Annotated in this window: 11 protein-coding genes; 8 read left to right on the forward strand and 3 right to left on the reverse strand. The window is 40.8% G+C overall.

Annotated features, from left to right (window positions below):
- Positions 1 to 525 precede the first annotated feature (525 nt).
- Entirely contained in the window at positions 526 to 1,131 is a 606-nt protein-coding gene (locus tag NYE24_RS21090) for a sigma-70 family RNA polymerase sigma factor (protein ID WP_342476561.1), read from the forward strand.
- Positions 1,132 to 1,272: 141 nt separating this feature from the next.
- Entirely contained in the window at positions 1,273 to 1,818 is a 546-nt protein-coding gene (locus NYE24_RS21095) for a hypothetical protein (RefSeq protein WP_342476562.1), read from the forward strand.
- A gap of 148 nt (positions 1,819 to 1,966) precedes the next feature.
- On the opposite strand, the gene NYE24_RS21100 is transcribed toward NYE24_RS21095, so the two are convergent.
- Positions 1,967 to 2,473, reverse strand: a complete 507-nt coding sequence (locus tag NYE24_RS21100; RefSeq protein ID WP_342476563.1) for an ImmA/IrrE family metallo-endopeptidase — start codon at positions 2,471 to 2,473, stop codon at positions 1,967 to 1,969.
- Between the two features lie 184 nt (positions 2,474 to 2,657).
- Between NYE24_RS21100 and NYE24_RS21105 the strand changes: the two genes are divergently transcribed.
- Positions 2,658 to 3,308, forward strand: a complete 651-nt coding sequence (locus NYE24_RS21105) for a hypothetical protein (RefSeq protein WP_342476564.1) — start codon at positions 2,658 to 2,660, stop codon at positions 3,306 to 3,308.
- A gap of 1,012 nt (positions 3,309 to 4,320) precedes the next feature.
- On the opposite strand, the gene NYE24_RS21110 is transcribed toward NYE24_RS21105, so the two are convergent.
- Together NYE24_RS21110 and NYE24_RS21115 are read right to left on the reverse strand one after the other, a co-directional pair.
- Positions 4,321 to 5,271, reverse strand: a complete 951-nt coding sequence (locus NYE24_RS21110) for a phage integrase N-terminal domain-containing protein (protein ID WP_342479275.1) — start codon at positions 5,269 to 5,271, stop codon at positions 4,321 to 4,323.
- A 2-nt stretch (positions 5,272 to 5,273) separates the two neighbouring features.
- Positions 5,274 to 6,191, reverse strand: coding sequence for a ParB/RepB/Spo0J family partition protein (locus NYE24_RS21115; RefSeq protein WP_342476565.1), 918 nt, complete (start codon positions 6,189 to 6,191; stop codon positions 5,274 to 5,276).
- A 28-nt stretch (positions 6,192 to 6,219) separates the two neighbouring features.
- On the opposite strand from NYE24_RS21115, the gene NYE24_RS21120 reads away from it, so the two are divergent.
- From NYE24_RS21120 to NYE24_RS21140, 5 genes are all read left to right on the forward strand, one after another.
- Entirely contained in the window at positions 6,220 to 6,678 is a 459-nt protein-coding gene (locus NYE24_RS21120) for a restriction endonuclease (protein ID WP_342476566.1), read from the forward strand.
- A gap of 458 nt (positions 6,679 to 7,136) precedes the next feature.
- Positions 7,137 to 8,117 carry a phosphotransferase gene (locus NYE24_RS21125; RefSeq protein ID WP_342476567.1) on the forward strand — a complete coding sequence of 327 codons (981 nt, stop codon included), beginning with the start codon at positions 7,137 to 7,139 and terminating at the stop codon, positions 8,115 to 8,117.
- A gap of 52 nt (positions 8,118 to 8,169) precedes the next feature.
- Positions 8,170 to 8,880, forward strand: coding sequence for a histidine phosphatase family protein (locus NYE24_RS21130; RefSeq protein ID WP_342476568.1), 711 nt, complete (start codon positions 8,170 to 8,172; stop codon positions 8,878 to 8,880).
- 45 nt (positions 8,881 to 8,925) lie between these two features.
- Positions 8,926 to 12,318, forward strand: coding sequence for a tetratricopeptide repeat protein (locus NYE24_RS21135; protein ID WP_342476569.1), 3,393 nt, complete (start codon positions 8,926 to 8,928; stop codon positions 12,316 to 12,318).
- A gap of 48 nt (positions 12,319 to 12,366) precedes the next feature.
- Positions 12,367 to 13,761: a CorA family divalent cation transporter gene (locus NYE24_RS21140; protein WP_342476570.1), complete on the forward strand. Its 1,395-nt coding sequence runs from the start codon at positions 12,367 to 12,369 to the stop codon at positions 13,759 to 13,761.
- Positions 13,762 to 13,840 lie beyond the last annotated feature (79 nt).

A 13,840-nucleotide genomic window follows, 5' to 3' on the forward strand; every position in this document is an offset into this window, starting at 1 on the left:
GATATTGTGTCAACTGCAAATTTGATTTGACGCACAGAGGATTTGAAGGTAATATGTCGTCATTCAAGCTCGTAATGAGCGCCTATCGTAAGGTACAAATTAAGGTTTGTAATAAACCTATAAAAGCTCGAATCTTCGGATTCGGGCTTTTGTTATTTTACAAAACATTTTCCAGTTCCATTGGTAGAAGAAGATTGGAAAGAAAAAAAGCATGTTGCTTTAAGGTAATCTGTCCGCTGCCGATCCCTTTCTAAGTATAAAGAGTGGAGCGGGATATGGAAGCAAAGAACCCCTATGGCCACCCGGAGTCCGTTCCACCCTCTAAAACCGGCATAGCATGAATATGAAGCTGCAGTAGCTCAGAACTGACAATTTGCTCAACAATAGTAGATAATATCAAGTTACCGTAGCGTCCATCCGGCATGTTATAATTAATTATATTTTTTTATATTGGAGGGGATATTTTAATAGATTGGATAATAGGTTGTATGGAACTACAAATCTAACAGCCGTTGGTGATCAAGTATGACGCAGCAAAAATATCAACCCATCTATGAAGCTCTTAAAGCAGGAAATAACCCGGATGAGAGGCTATGGGAAGAATTGATATCTCATTGTCGCTGTGAGGTAAGGAGAAGAATTGAGCATTATAACTTCGCCTTTCTCGCTAACGAGGATGATATAGATCGAATAGTGCATGATTTTGTATATGCACTTGCAAAGTCAATCAACCTATACGATCCGGAGCGAGCGACACTCAAGACATATGTAAATGGCATCATTGACAACATGGTAAAAAATGCGGTGAAGGAGTTCAATAAAAGGAAAAGAGATAAAAGTATCGAAATCCTTGAATATTGTACCGTCGTCGAAGGGAAGGAGGACCCCGAAAGGCAGTTTCTTATCAAAGAGGAAATCGAAGAATTATACGGAATCATTAGACAGCTTACTTCTCAGCAATATGATGTCGTTAAGTTAAGGCTTATAGACGGTTTATCTGTAGAAGAGACGGCATTATTACTAGGGGCATCAACGAAGATAGTCAGTAATCGACTAAATAAAGCGATAGAACGAATTAATATCCTCAAAGAACGAAATAATAAATCTATCAAATTTAAACATAATAATTGAACATAATGACAAGGTAGAGGCTCAAAATGAGAGCCTCTGCCAAATCGTCAAACTATAAATTTATTTCTATGCCCAATTCTATTACCTTTGTACTTTCATTTACTTTAAGTTTTACCATTCGATAAATATAGGTGATCATTCATGTTAACTAATAATTTGAATACTTTTAAAAATGTTTTATTTGATAGGCCATCCACAGACTCGAAATACTTGGCAAATTTATGCGTCTCAGAAATAAAATCTAGAAATGATCAGGTTAGTTATAAGTTAAAATGGTTTAAAGATAGAGAAATTTTAAGTTTTGGGGAACTATTGAGTGCATATATTGATTTAAACAAATTAACTTTAAAAGAATTTTCACAACAAATCCAAGTTGAATTAGATGAACTATTCACGATTTTAGATGATGAAATACTTCCTTGGGAAATTGATATTAGTCTTCATCAACGTATTTTAGCTGTATGCGATTTAAAAAAAGAATTATTTATTGATACGATTAGAGAGCAGAAATTAGATTATGATAACTATCTAGTAGGTACAAGAAATATGTCAGTGGCCGCAAGAGCTGATGCTGATCTGGACGAAGATGAAAGGAAAGAAGCACTTTCAAATTCAAGAAATAAATTGTATGAAGATCGTGCCGAACGAAAAAAAAAGAATTTCTTAACTCAATACCAACTGCTGTAAAAAAAAGACTGATCCCAAAGTTGAATTCTTAGACAAATCACTCAAAATCACAACAAGAAGCCTCCAATCCTACCTTTAGGTGGGGTGGAGGCTTCTTGTTTTTCTTTGGCTTGGTCATAAATGACTTTAACACTAGTGGTCCATTTTCTTAGAGTTTATCTATCAAGTTGTGCGTTTGAAGACTAATCCATAAGGAGTGTTCACTTACATCAAAAAGCTTTGCAAGTTCTCTTGGATTCTTTGTTCGTTGCAAGGCGCTTTTTAGCATAAATACTGGAATCAGTAAGCCAGCAGCAAATGCATTCGCTTCCTCCTCAATAGGTTTATCTGAGTTTACGCCTACATAAGATGAATACTCCTTCCATTTACGAATCCCATGGTCCAATACAATATGTCCAAGCTCATGTGCTAATGTAAATCGTCCCCGCTGTTGGCCTTGCGTGGAATTAATTAAGATCTCTCTCATATCCAAATCTACAATTGCACTAACCGATGGATCTATTTCTAGCTCAATAACCTCTATCTGGTACTTGCTGGTGATGATTTCTTTCACTGGTACTGGTGGAATGTCTCCATACATCTTTGCAATTTTTTCACCTAGATTTCGAGCGGCAACAGTTTCTGATTTTTTGAACTCTGGCTCAAACTCAAACATAACAGTACCTCCAAACTTTTCTAGTTTCATAGGGGAGAGTTTGGGCTGCCTAATAATAGGTTATTGAAAGCGAAAACGAGAGGAGGAGGCAATCATGATATAGCTATACTTTCACAAAATATTATCCTGCCGTCCCATTTACCGCTCTACCAACTATATTAAATCAAAAAGGGGTCTGATTGTAATGCAAATACAACTTCAAGACGTTTCAGCTGTAATTCACGGTACTTCTCGCTACAATGGCGGCTTATATGACACGGTTTACGTACAGACGCTACTTGTAACAAATGAAGCTATCCCAATGGAAGAAACTTGGTATGTTCCCACTGGGGCATCTGTTCCACAGGAAGTCATGGATTTCTTCCGAATTAGCGGTCTTGATATGAGTCCGAAGAAAGCCTCAACGATTCTGCAAGGTGCTGAGGATATTGCTCAGCAGTCTGAAAATGAAAACCTACCTGGTGTTATGGAAGACGCGGCGAGATACATGCTCCGTGCCATTATGAAAAAGGCACCACTCATTCCAATATCGGGGGCCACAAATACTTACCTGCTGAGTTACGATTACAAGCTGTACCCTCTTAAAGATCAGCCTAATCATTTCGAGTTCAATATCACAGTTCCATTCGACGGTCTTGAACTTGTCGCCGGCCGGGTTCAACTTTCTATTCTCACTCCGATTAATGCGACGATTGATCCGATCTTGACCAAGGGCATTGCCGATGATGGACAAGAAATTATCGAGCATGTGGCTCCTGTGGGAGATGTGAATCGGAACGTTGTCTCCTTTGGTTACCAGCGTGACCCTAAATTCACGATTCACTATCATTACTAAAATGATCTAATGAAGTAGAGAGAGCCCTGAAAAGGGGCTTTTTTCTTCTTTTATGCCTTTCGCGGATCCTAGTGCCCACAACTCCAGCGCTGTCTGGGCGAGAATTTTACCGCGTACCGGTTGCTGCAGAAGCACTTCAGGGGTAAGAGCAACCCTGAGAATGTGACTGACCGGGGGAAGCACCCGCCGCGCCGACACGCTTCGTCCGTAGCGGCTCTGTCCGGAAGCAATCAGGTATGCAGAGCTGCTGTAGCCGGCCACTGTAGCGCTCCCGGCGTAGCCCGAAAGAACCAGAGCACGAGCTGCAGGAACACCGCGCAGCAGGCTGCTGTAGCGGGCATGCCAGTCTACAATAATATTTTCTCAGTTTAACGTTTTATTTTCTTCTGACACCAGGGAGACGTCTTATTTTCGAGAATAGGTACGGAAAAGAGCAAGTTAATATAAGGCCACAGAAGATACCTTCTGTGACCTCTTTTGGATATTGTGGAGTAAGTATCAGTAAGGTGCATCGTACTAAAAAAGGGTCGCAGAAGGTATTGATCCTCTATGGAATAGGAAGTTAAAATGCTTTATCCTTAGCACGCCCAAGGATAAAGCCTATGGATGGAAGAATACCCGAAAGGGTATTGGTGAATAGCAGGGGGACCAATTCCTATCAGGAGCACTGGATAACATTGAAAATCCAATGGACTTAGCGCTTTTGGTCAGATACAAATCCATACGTATATTCATGAACCGCTGTATACCGAATGGTATGTACGGTGATGTGAGAGGCCGAGGTTCGTCACTCGATTCAAGAGACAAACATTTTGGATTCAATCCATTTATATAGTGCCTCTCTTGGTATACGAATTTGTTTGCCTACCTTTATGTGAGGCAGGCCTTCCTTAATCAGCTGATACATCACGTTCCGACCCACCCTTAAAATATTTCGCGCTTCGTCTATAGTAAAGAGATTTGGTTCCATTTTGAGCCCTCCAATTTGTTTTCAAAGGTGTAAAGAATGGTTTTAATCCAAGTAGCAACCTTTCTTTCCAATATACACGTCTACAACAGACAGTCGATTATGACCAAGATCCTGAGATACAATTTGTCTAGCAGCATCGTGACTGAATCCTTTTAGAAGTAGTTGTTTCATTTTGTTCTGAGCATATGAATAACGTAGACCATGCCAAGTTATCTCATTTGTAAAGGTTTTTGCGGACTTTCTAATGGTTCTTGTTCGTATTCCTTCTTCACTAATTATTTTACCTCGGATGCACCGTAAAAAGTGTTCATGCTCGTTTACTGCCAAGTGCATTTTTTGATCAGGTTTGATGAAAAGATGACCTCCGCGTGGCACCTCGGGTAGACGCCTTAAGAACATTTTCTCTGCCTCAGGGCTTAATGGGACTTTACGCCATCTTCCATTTTTAGCCTCGTGTTTGACTTGATACTCCCCAGTGCGAAGTGCATATTCTGCTTGCGACCTGGTCGAGGCAACTGCCTCGGTTATACGTAACCCCATGCTAATGCAAAGAACAGATACATCAATGGGATTATAAGCACTAATATTTTCACAAGTATGGATGAATGTCTCATATTCATTGGTTGCCCACGCGCGATTACCCGGATTTAGAGGTTCATTACCCAACAGTAGATCATACTGTTCTTCGATTTCAGCATTGGTTGAAATCTGATAGCGTGGATTAGAAACATGATCCATCAGAAAGCGAATAGCCGAAGGATCATCGCAGATTGTTGTTCCAGCGATATGATCTTTTTGTCGGGTCACAATATAGGCCGCTAGATGATCAGTGTTAATATTTCGGATGTTACTGACTTTATACGTATCATGACAGAATCGTGCAAAATTATGACACTTGCCCATATACTGAGCCCGGGTTTTGTAACTACCCGTACGGATATGCCTAAAGAGCTTTTTGGTTTGTGCTTCCAACGGTGAGGGACCTGAAGTCATATTCAACTCACGGATCCCACCTTATCCATAAGATAGCCCAATAAAGTTTCAACGGTTGCAATCAGTTTCATGTGATTTTGTTTACTTATCGGATAACGGTTTTCTTCGTAGCAAAAGGTGGTGTTATGATAGACTTTGACAATATCTTTAATAATATTTTCGACTGGGACTTCGGAGAGATTTTTCATAACTAATGGGAAATGCTCGCCGGAAGAAGCTCTAATAACTTCATCAAACGTTGTGAGTTCCAAATCCTCCTCTAAAATCTCATCAATAGGTTGTAATAGGTCATTCTTGAATTGTTCAATCAAGGTGTGAATTTCTTGGCTTCCCATATTTCTAATATCCAATCTAGTAATGACATTGTAAAAGGCATGTTGGTGCTCCTCATTAAGCTTAGATGCAATCTTGTTTCCAATGCTAATTCCAATTTTGTCTTGAGAAACTAAGTCTTGAATAGAAGGAATAAGCTGAAGAAGTCTCAATAGCCTAGTTATCTTCTTTTGACTACATTTAAGAAGATCTGCTACATATTTTGCATCTTTTGGGTCACCGTGTCCCAATTTCCTACCTCTTTTGATATCGAAAATTACATAAAGCCTTTTAGCGATTTTAGCTAGCTTAATGAGATCGTGTTCATTATCCCTTCTAGATCTGTTCAGCGTAAGTAGCAGAAATTCTTCAGAGTTACAATTGGAATCGGAATCGATTATATAAACCTGCACCTCATAGATACCTAGCTTCTGAGCTATTAACCATCTTGTAGTGCCATCAATAATTTGATTATGCTGATTGATAATTAGAGGATATAGGATTCCTTCTTCACGGACACTCAACTCAAGAGATTGCATAGCGAGAGGTGTGCATTCTGAAATCACGTTATCATGACTCGGGTGCACGGTTAAATCAGGAAAGTACAAACTTAGTAAGTATCTTGACGATCAGCATATGCACAGATTATTTGAAAGATTTGTTCTTGGATATTTTCAGCGGAAATATCCGAACCTTAAGGCGGGTGCATCACACATTGATTGGATTGTGGATGATGGTTTTGCTGATTTTTTACCCCGAATGAAAACAGATATTACGCTGAGACGCGGGGAAGAAACACTGATTATTGATACAAAGTACTACGGAAACACGATGCAAAAGAATCCCCAATTTGATAAGGCAACTTTGATCTCTGGACATTTATATCAAATATTTACATATGTGAAAAATAAGGATACAAACAATACTGGTAATGTAAGCGGAGTTTTGCTTTATGCTAAAACAGAGGAAGAAATAACGCCAGACAATGAATATAGAATGAGCGGAAATCGAATCAGCGTTAAGACACTTGATTTAAGTGGTGAATGGGAAGAGATCAGATCCCAGTTGGATGGTATTGCGGCAATGTTGTTATAAATGTTGTGTAGCTAGGCAACTTAGCCAAATATTTGAATCATTACGCGATGTAAATTGGCAAGCCACGGCTCGTCTCCATGTTAAACTCCGCTCAATTAATGGGGTTTGCGTTTATTGTCTGTATTTTTAGGCGGATTGTATTTGAAATTTATGGAGTTCTTAATACTCGAGGTGCTTTTTTAAATTTCAGTTATAGTCACATCACCTGTTTTATAGCCCTCTGTTACTGATATTTGTAAAACCACTTTGGCTTATTTGTAACAAGTTTACAAAGAATCCTTGCACGCTCTCGGGTGGAGGCGGTAAACTGTAACGAAGTAAAACGGACAAACAAACTTTATGAACCGAGGTTGAGCTTTCGTATCCGAATCATAGACCATAATCTTACATGCTATCAATCAGAATTTATGATGCCTACATTGATTTAGTGAAAGTATAATCACAAAGGATTGAGACTTATGGACATTTTGAAAATGACAAGAAGTATTAAGCCCATCAGTGGCTACAACAATCTTAATTATACGGCAGAATTGGAGGGTCGGAAGGTTATTATTCGCGTCCCCATAGAGGACAGCGAACCTATGAATCCTAGGATGATTCCAGAAGCTCAGATGCTTTCTTTGCTCAATAATCTGGAAGGATTCCCGGTTCCCAGGTTGTACCAGTCTAGTGAGGATCCAAAGTTTATGATCATGGAGTTCATTGAGGGTGAACTGATAAATGATGTTTATCCGAGAGGGTGTAGGCTTCCCGAACAATTTATTCCACAAACTGTAGCGCTACTCCAGAAGTTGTCTTCTCTAGAACTCATCGGAAACCCGCTGTGCACTTACTTCCAGGATTGGCCGCAGAGCGGTGATACGGAAGGTTTTTATTTACACATGATTTCCCTGCTAGAGCAAACCTACCTGAAGCTTCGGGGTCATTATTCATATTTATATGAGATGTTTGAGCTTCCTGATGATCTATTCGAGAGATTCCGCAGGATAGCAGGACAATTGACACCGAGGCCCTTTGTACTGTCACACGGCGATCTTCACCGGAAGAATTGCATTCTGCGTAACACTGAAATTGTATTTCTGGATTGGGAGCTTTCTATGATCGCTGATCCCCTCTATGATGTCGCAGTTCATCTGTTCAAGATGGAATATCTGCCCGAGGAACAGGAACTATTCGTCGGTATGTTGCATGACAGCTTACCCACGCGGTTTCTTGCAGGCTTCGAACACGATTTAACCTCTTATCTGAAGGCCGAGCAGGCAAGGGCTTTGCTTATTGACAGTGTACGATATGTCGGTCAATTTCATACCGCCGGAACATCCGAAGTCCTTAAGAAGCAGCTTGCGTCCAAACTAGAGACTAAGCTGTTGCAAGCCTCCGCTTTCTGGGGCAACAAATGCTTCTCAGCAGAACATATATACGACATACTATCCCGCTAATAAAACTGCTACTTACCTTCTATACGAAAATAATTATTGGAGGGCTTAATTAATGAAGCTGTATATCATCAGGCATGCCGATCCTGATTACGAAAAGGGTACCATTACTGATTACGGGCATAAGGAAGCTGCCGCGTTAGCAAAGAGATTGGACTACCAGGGAGTAGACGCCATATACTCCTCTCCCATGCAAAGAGCTATTGATACGATGAAGTATACGGCAAAAATCGTACATAAAGAGCCAAGGATTGAGAATTGGATGCAGGAATTAAGTTGGATGAAAAAGGGATCCGGGGAATACAAAAATCCATGGGATGTCCCGGCGGAGTTACTTCTGAGCCAGGAGCCGTTCCCAAATCATGACAACTGGCACACCTTCAGCGCCTATGCCGGGAATTCTATAGATAATAATTTCAAGAGACTTAAGGAGGATTCGGATCGTTTTATCGGTAGTTTGGGATATGTACGTAAAGGAAAAGTATACGAGTGCTTACAGCCGAATCAGGATAAAGTTGCAGTATTCTGCCATGCGGGATTTGGCTTGACTTGGCTTGCTCATCTTCTGCAGATTCCATTAACGATCGCATGGTCCGGATTCTGGTTGGCGCCCAGCTCAGTCACCACCATTATCTTCGACCAACGTTCCGAATCGGTCGCAATGCCAAGATGTATCGGTCTGGGTGATGTTTCGCATTTATATGAATCGGGGCTGCCGACAAGACCCAGAGGGATGCACGATAACCTGAAGAGAGAATTGGGATGAACTATTATGGGGCCGTTCTATAATCTAACATAGGGAGTGATGAAGATGATAGATAATATACAGTTGGTGCTTCGCCACTATCCATTTCCTATAGCTGTATTTTACCAGCAACTGCAAACCGAAATTAAAATGGCAAATAAGGGTAGGACTACATACCAGGCTACATTTTTAACTTTACTGGATGTATTTGAAGTAACCACTCGGTTCATGGCTATTGTTGTGCTATCCGATTATATTGACTGTGGCTGCCCTGATAATGAATGGAACAAGAGGCTGGGTGAGAAATTCAACAAGAAACTTTCGCTGGGAGACTGGTATGAAATCTTAAGAGAAACGTTGAAATCCTTTACTGGAAATGAAGAGAAGCTCTTCATGAGAGAATCATACCCCGTGTTCTTCAAGGGCGATAAGCACAAAGCTAAAGGAACCAGAATACATAATGTGTTTGACGAGTTCATTAAGCTTAGAAACCAGAAGAAAGGACATAGTCTGAGCCTATCCGATAACGAATATAAGCAGTTAATTGATACACATCTTGCTGGCTTGGAAAATATGTTGCGCGAGCTTAGTTTTTTGGCAGATTATCAGTACATTTCCCCCATTGAGATCGAAGAAGGCACAATAACCTATTCCCATCAACTAAACGGTGTCAACATCTCAAATCACTATAATGAGCTTACACTCGGAGCGGATTGCGTGGAAGGCGACATCTACATCCTTAATGAAAATGGTTGTGGCAAAGCCCATCTGAAGGTGAGTCCACTCTCCTACTTTAATTATATTCATGAGGAAAAAGAGAAATATATTTATTTGTACGAAGATAATAATAATAAAGCCGGGGTCATAAAAAAACTGACTTACCTCAGTATTACTCCGAGCGCTAAAAGCTCCAATTTTCCACTGGATACTGCTGATGATGAGTACAAGATACTTTCCAAAATGTTTATCCAGATGGTACAGCCTTTTTTCAAGGAAAGTGGAGGATTTGTTGAGAGATCAGATACTGATGAGCAGTGGGAGAACTATTATTTTGATGAACAGCGAGCACTGATGGACTTCCATACACAGTCCTTCAAGGGCCGGGACAATGTTCTGAAGTTAATAGATACATTTATGGATGAAAGTAAATCAGGCTATTACCTCATTGAAGCAATTCCGGGGCAAGGAAAAACTTCTTTACTCGCCAGAGTGTCCAAAGACAGAGGCAGTATGCATCATTTTATTTCGAATCACGGTGGGCGCAATAGTGAAAAGGCTATGATTCAGTCGTTGCTGTATCAGATTGAATCCAGACTGGGACTGAAGCCAAGAGAACTGCCGGAAGATATGAATGATCTCACCAAGGATTTCAGCAACGCACTTTACCTGCTTTCACAAAAATGTGCAGCGGCGGATACCAAAGAGTTGTTAGTCATTGATGCTCTTGATGAATTGCTGTATATTGGCGAACGCCTGCAACTTTCATTCCTGCCGCAATTTTTGCCACCGCATATTTATTTTGTTCTGAGCTCCCGAATTATTAAGGAACTGACCGATCTGGAAGACAAGTTCAATAGAAGGTACACGCTGGATAAGCTTACTTTCGGAGAAGTAGAAAAAATGGTTGAGGCTGAAATAGGCTCTTCTAACCCTAACTTTATCCTGAAACTGATCGAATGTACCTCTGGAAATCCCCTTTTCATCCATTGCATACTGAAGCAAATTGTTCAAAGTAATGACGTTGACAGAGATAAATATATGAACAAGCTGCCACGCAGTATTGAGATTCTTTTTGAGCGCTTGATGGTCGATCTCCGGGATAATTCTGACCCCCTTTATTTCGATATCTTTGCCTTGCTTGCTTTGGCTGAAGAGGGTCTTAGTACAAATGAATTGGCGAGTATTCTTAAAGTGAGCAGTTATAAGGTAGCGAAATATATCAATTATTTCGCGGCGTACACAGTGAAATATGACAATAAAATTAGGCTCTTCCATAAAAAACTATATGAATACGCATTAGGAGACAGCGAATGCGCTTTGGACGAGGATGAGTTGGTTAAATACCATCGTTTGATAATCAATTATTGCGAGCCCTATGAAGAGAAGGACTTGAATTATGGACTTCATTATCTGCCGTATCATTATTATGCAATAGGCGATATTCCCAAAGTTATCGAGCTGTGTGGGGACCCGAAGAATACATTCAAAAAAGCTGTTGTCCGTCTTCTATTCGATTTATCGAATACCTTCAGCCGTTCTTCTAGTGCAGCCAGAAATCGGATTTATCGGCTGTTCGAAGCATTTAATACAAACGAAGGAATGATCGGGCATATCCTGGATGCCTTTGAGGATGCCATATATTACGGAAACTTTGATCTGTGTGAAGAGATTCTGAATAATATTGAGAGCAGATACGGTTCGGAACTGGAAAAGAATCTGTTAATCCGTCTAAAGTTCGAACAGGCAACTATTTTAAGAAACCGTGGTATGCTTGATCAGGCCCTTTACAAGTTCCAAGAGATCAAGGATGAGTTACTCCATGCTCAAACCGATATTGTTCTAAAAATATTATTAGAATATGCCAATACGGCCCGGGAGTATGCAATGCCCGATTTAGCGTTGGAGATATGCCAAGAAATGCTTCAACGTTACGATGTCGAATCTGCCCCCCAAATTTACACGGAAGTGCTGCTCATCATTGGCGACATGTTGTACGTGAGAGGGAAATTTGTAGAGGCAGAGGCAGAGTTGGACAAGGCGATAAAGATGGCCCAATCTTATAGACTGCGGGTAATTGAAGGAGATCTCATCAGGATCAAAGGTCAAATCTATTATGATTTAGGTGATTTCAAGGATGCCATAGCCTTGTTTAGCGAGGCGCTCACAATCTTTGAAGACTACAATGATAAAGTCAGATTAGGACGTTCCTACAATAGTTTGGGCATGGCCTATGTGTTTACTGATTTGAAGATAGCCGAGCAATACGTGGAAGCCGCCTTAAATGTTAATTATGAGCTTAATGCAAGGCTTGAGAAGGGGAAATCATATGCCTGTTTATCGACTATATACCGTTTGAGAGAGAACTATGGGCTTTCTCAAGAATACATAGCCAATGCGATTGAGCTTTTTGACGAGGTGGGATATAAATCAGGTTTCGGAAAAGCTTATCAGGAAGCAGCTCTCCTCGAACTGGCAATTGGCAAATTTGAAGATGCTATCTACAGTGCGGGAAAGTCATCGGAGTCCTTCAAAAGAAAAACAGTATCAAGTTATCCAGTCTATAAGATAAGGAACCTCTTGATTGCCAAACATGCCAGCCGTTTGCTGCGCAAACCTTTTGATGAACAGGCGATTTGGGACGAGGAATGGAATATCTCTATTGGAGGAGAGTATAGAGAGTTTATTGACTCTATGGAGATGGAAATAAAATGCATAGTTGACCGGAGTAAGACAGTATAATAATCCTTGAACAAATTGGGTGGAACGATAATTGAAGGAGGGAATAAAGTGCAAGAACCGACAGTTGTGAAGCAATACATGACTATGATTATCCCTTTCGCTTATCAGAAACCTTTCGCTTCAGCATGCCAGGAGCAGATGGATGCTGGGGTTTTTGAGTCCAAGGAAAAGACAGCTGACCGCCTGTTTGACTATGCCGAGCATCTTGTATCTGGGGAGTACAACAGGAATGAAGCTATTGGCAGACTATGGAGCATGAAGCAAGGTGCCCGCAAATCCGTCGGCTTACCCTCAAACTATAATCAGCCGATTACTTGTAGTACGAAACAAAAGCACTGGATCTTCTACATCCGTGAAGTGGAGCTGTACCTGTTCGAGACACAGGTCGGCTTTTTGCTGTATCATATACAATTTCCAAACAAGTTGGTCATCGATGAGCAAATCGAAGCAGTTTATTATCTGAAGAAGCTCATGAATTTCGATCATCACCTGACATTTGAGCAGCGGTTATCTATAAATGAGGCAGTGTCAAGGGATCTTCAGCTTAGTGATATAAGCTTGGAGATTCTGCGAGGTATAGACGTGGAAACTTTCTTCGAAGGGAACAAGAGACGGCCGACCGAGGCTCTTGTCTTCTCGGCGGTACTACTTGACAGTCTAACAGAAGCGGATATGGCGGATCGTTATCTTTTTCATATGAGGAGAAGCTTCAAGGCAACCTATAAACCTTCTGGAGCGGAGCAAAACATTTGGCAGAATCCGGATTTGCTGCGTTTGTTCGGGAACAGTTGCTGGGGGATCTCGAGCGAAGGTCTAGCCAATATGATAACTCGAACTGGAGATGCGGGTACAGATGAGTTTTTCATTAACCAATATTTCAGCCATATTCAAAATACCTATACATATTTATATCTTTTGATCCTGCATCAGAAGTTTGCGTTACTATATTTATCCGTTCAGGCATCCCATATCTCCCATGAGTTGGATCTTCATGAGAATGACCCTGGGAAGCAAAGTGAGATTCTGACCCGTATGAAAGATAGGATTGTGAAATTTATGCTCCGATCTTCCTATAAGCAGGTTTCACGTAGCACTCATCATGCCGCTCTGTATGAATGGATGCGAAATCGCCTGAAAATCGATGACTTGTTCAAGGAACTGCATGAGACGATGGAGGCACTAGCTGCACTCACAGAAAGTGCGGAGCAGAATCTTAGGTTGAAGGAAGAGGAACGCAAAAGTGAGCAACGTGAAAGGTTCAACAAGAAAATCTCAGGGATATCGGCCATCTTCTTGCCCCTTACAGTAATAACTGGTATTTATGGGATGGATGTATCTTGGCTTGACTGTTTGAAGGAACCATGGCTCTTTGTAATAATGACCGCTATGAGTTATTTGCTGACATATGTGTTGTTTAGATGGTGGTTTAATAAGGACAACTGAGTTTCAATGTCAATTTAAGGTGTTACATTTCTGATACCAGCAAGAAACCGACTAACTGATACGAAAGGATCGACAGGGT

The organism is Paenibacillus sp. FSL H7-0350 (assembly GCF_038593195.1).
Classification (GTDB): Bacteria; Bacillota; Bacilli; order Paenibacillales; family Paenibacillaceae; genus Paenibacillus_AQ.

What these genes read in the sequence shown, in the direction of transcription:
- NYE24_RS21090 (WP_342476561.1), top strand. Translation starts at nt 526, where the DNA reads ATGACGCAGCAAAAATATCAACCCATCTATGAAGCTCTTAAAGCAGGA.
- NYE24_RS21095 (WP_342476562.1), top strand. Translation starts at nt 1,273, where the DNA reads ATGTTAACTAATAATTTGAATACTTTTAAAAATGTTTTATTTGATAGG.
- NYE24_RS21100 (WP_342476563.1), bottom strand. Translation starts at nt 2,473, where the DNA reads ATGTTTGAGTTTGAGCCAGAGTTCAAAAAATCAGAAACTGTTGCCGCT.
- NYE24_RS21105 (WP_342476564.1), top strand. Translation starts at nt 2,658, where the DNA reads ATGCAAATACAACTTCAAGACGTTTCAGCTGTAATTCACGGTACTTCT.
- NYE24_RS21110 (WP_342479275.1), bottom strand. Translation starts at nt 5,271, where the DNA reads ATGACTTCAGGTCCCTCACCGTTGGAAGCACAAACCAAAAAGCTCTTT.
- NYE24_RS21120 (WP_342476566.1), top strand. Translation starts at nt 6,220, where the DNA reads ATGCACAGATTATTTGAAAGATTTGTTCTTGGATATTTTCAGCGGAAA.
- NYE24_RS21125 (WP_342476567.1), top strand. Translation starts at nt 7,137, where the DNA reads ATGGACATTTTGAAAATGACAAGAAGTATTAAGCCCATCAGTGGCTAC.
- NYE24_RS21130 (WP_342476568.1), top strand. Translation starts at nt 8,170, where the DNA reads ATGAAGCTGTATATCATCAGGCATGCCGATCCTGATTACGAAAAGGGT.
- NYE24_RS21135 (WP_342476569.1), top strand. Translation starts at nt 8,926, where the DNA reads ATGATAGATAATATACAGTTGGTGCTTCGCCACTATCCATTTCCTATA.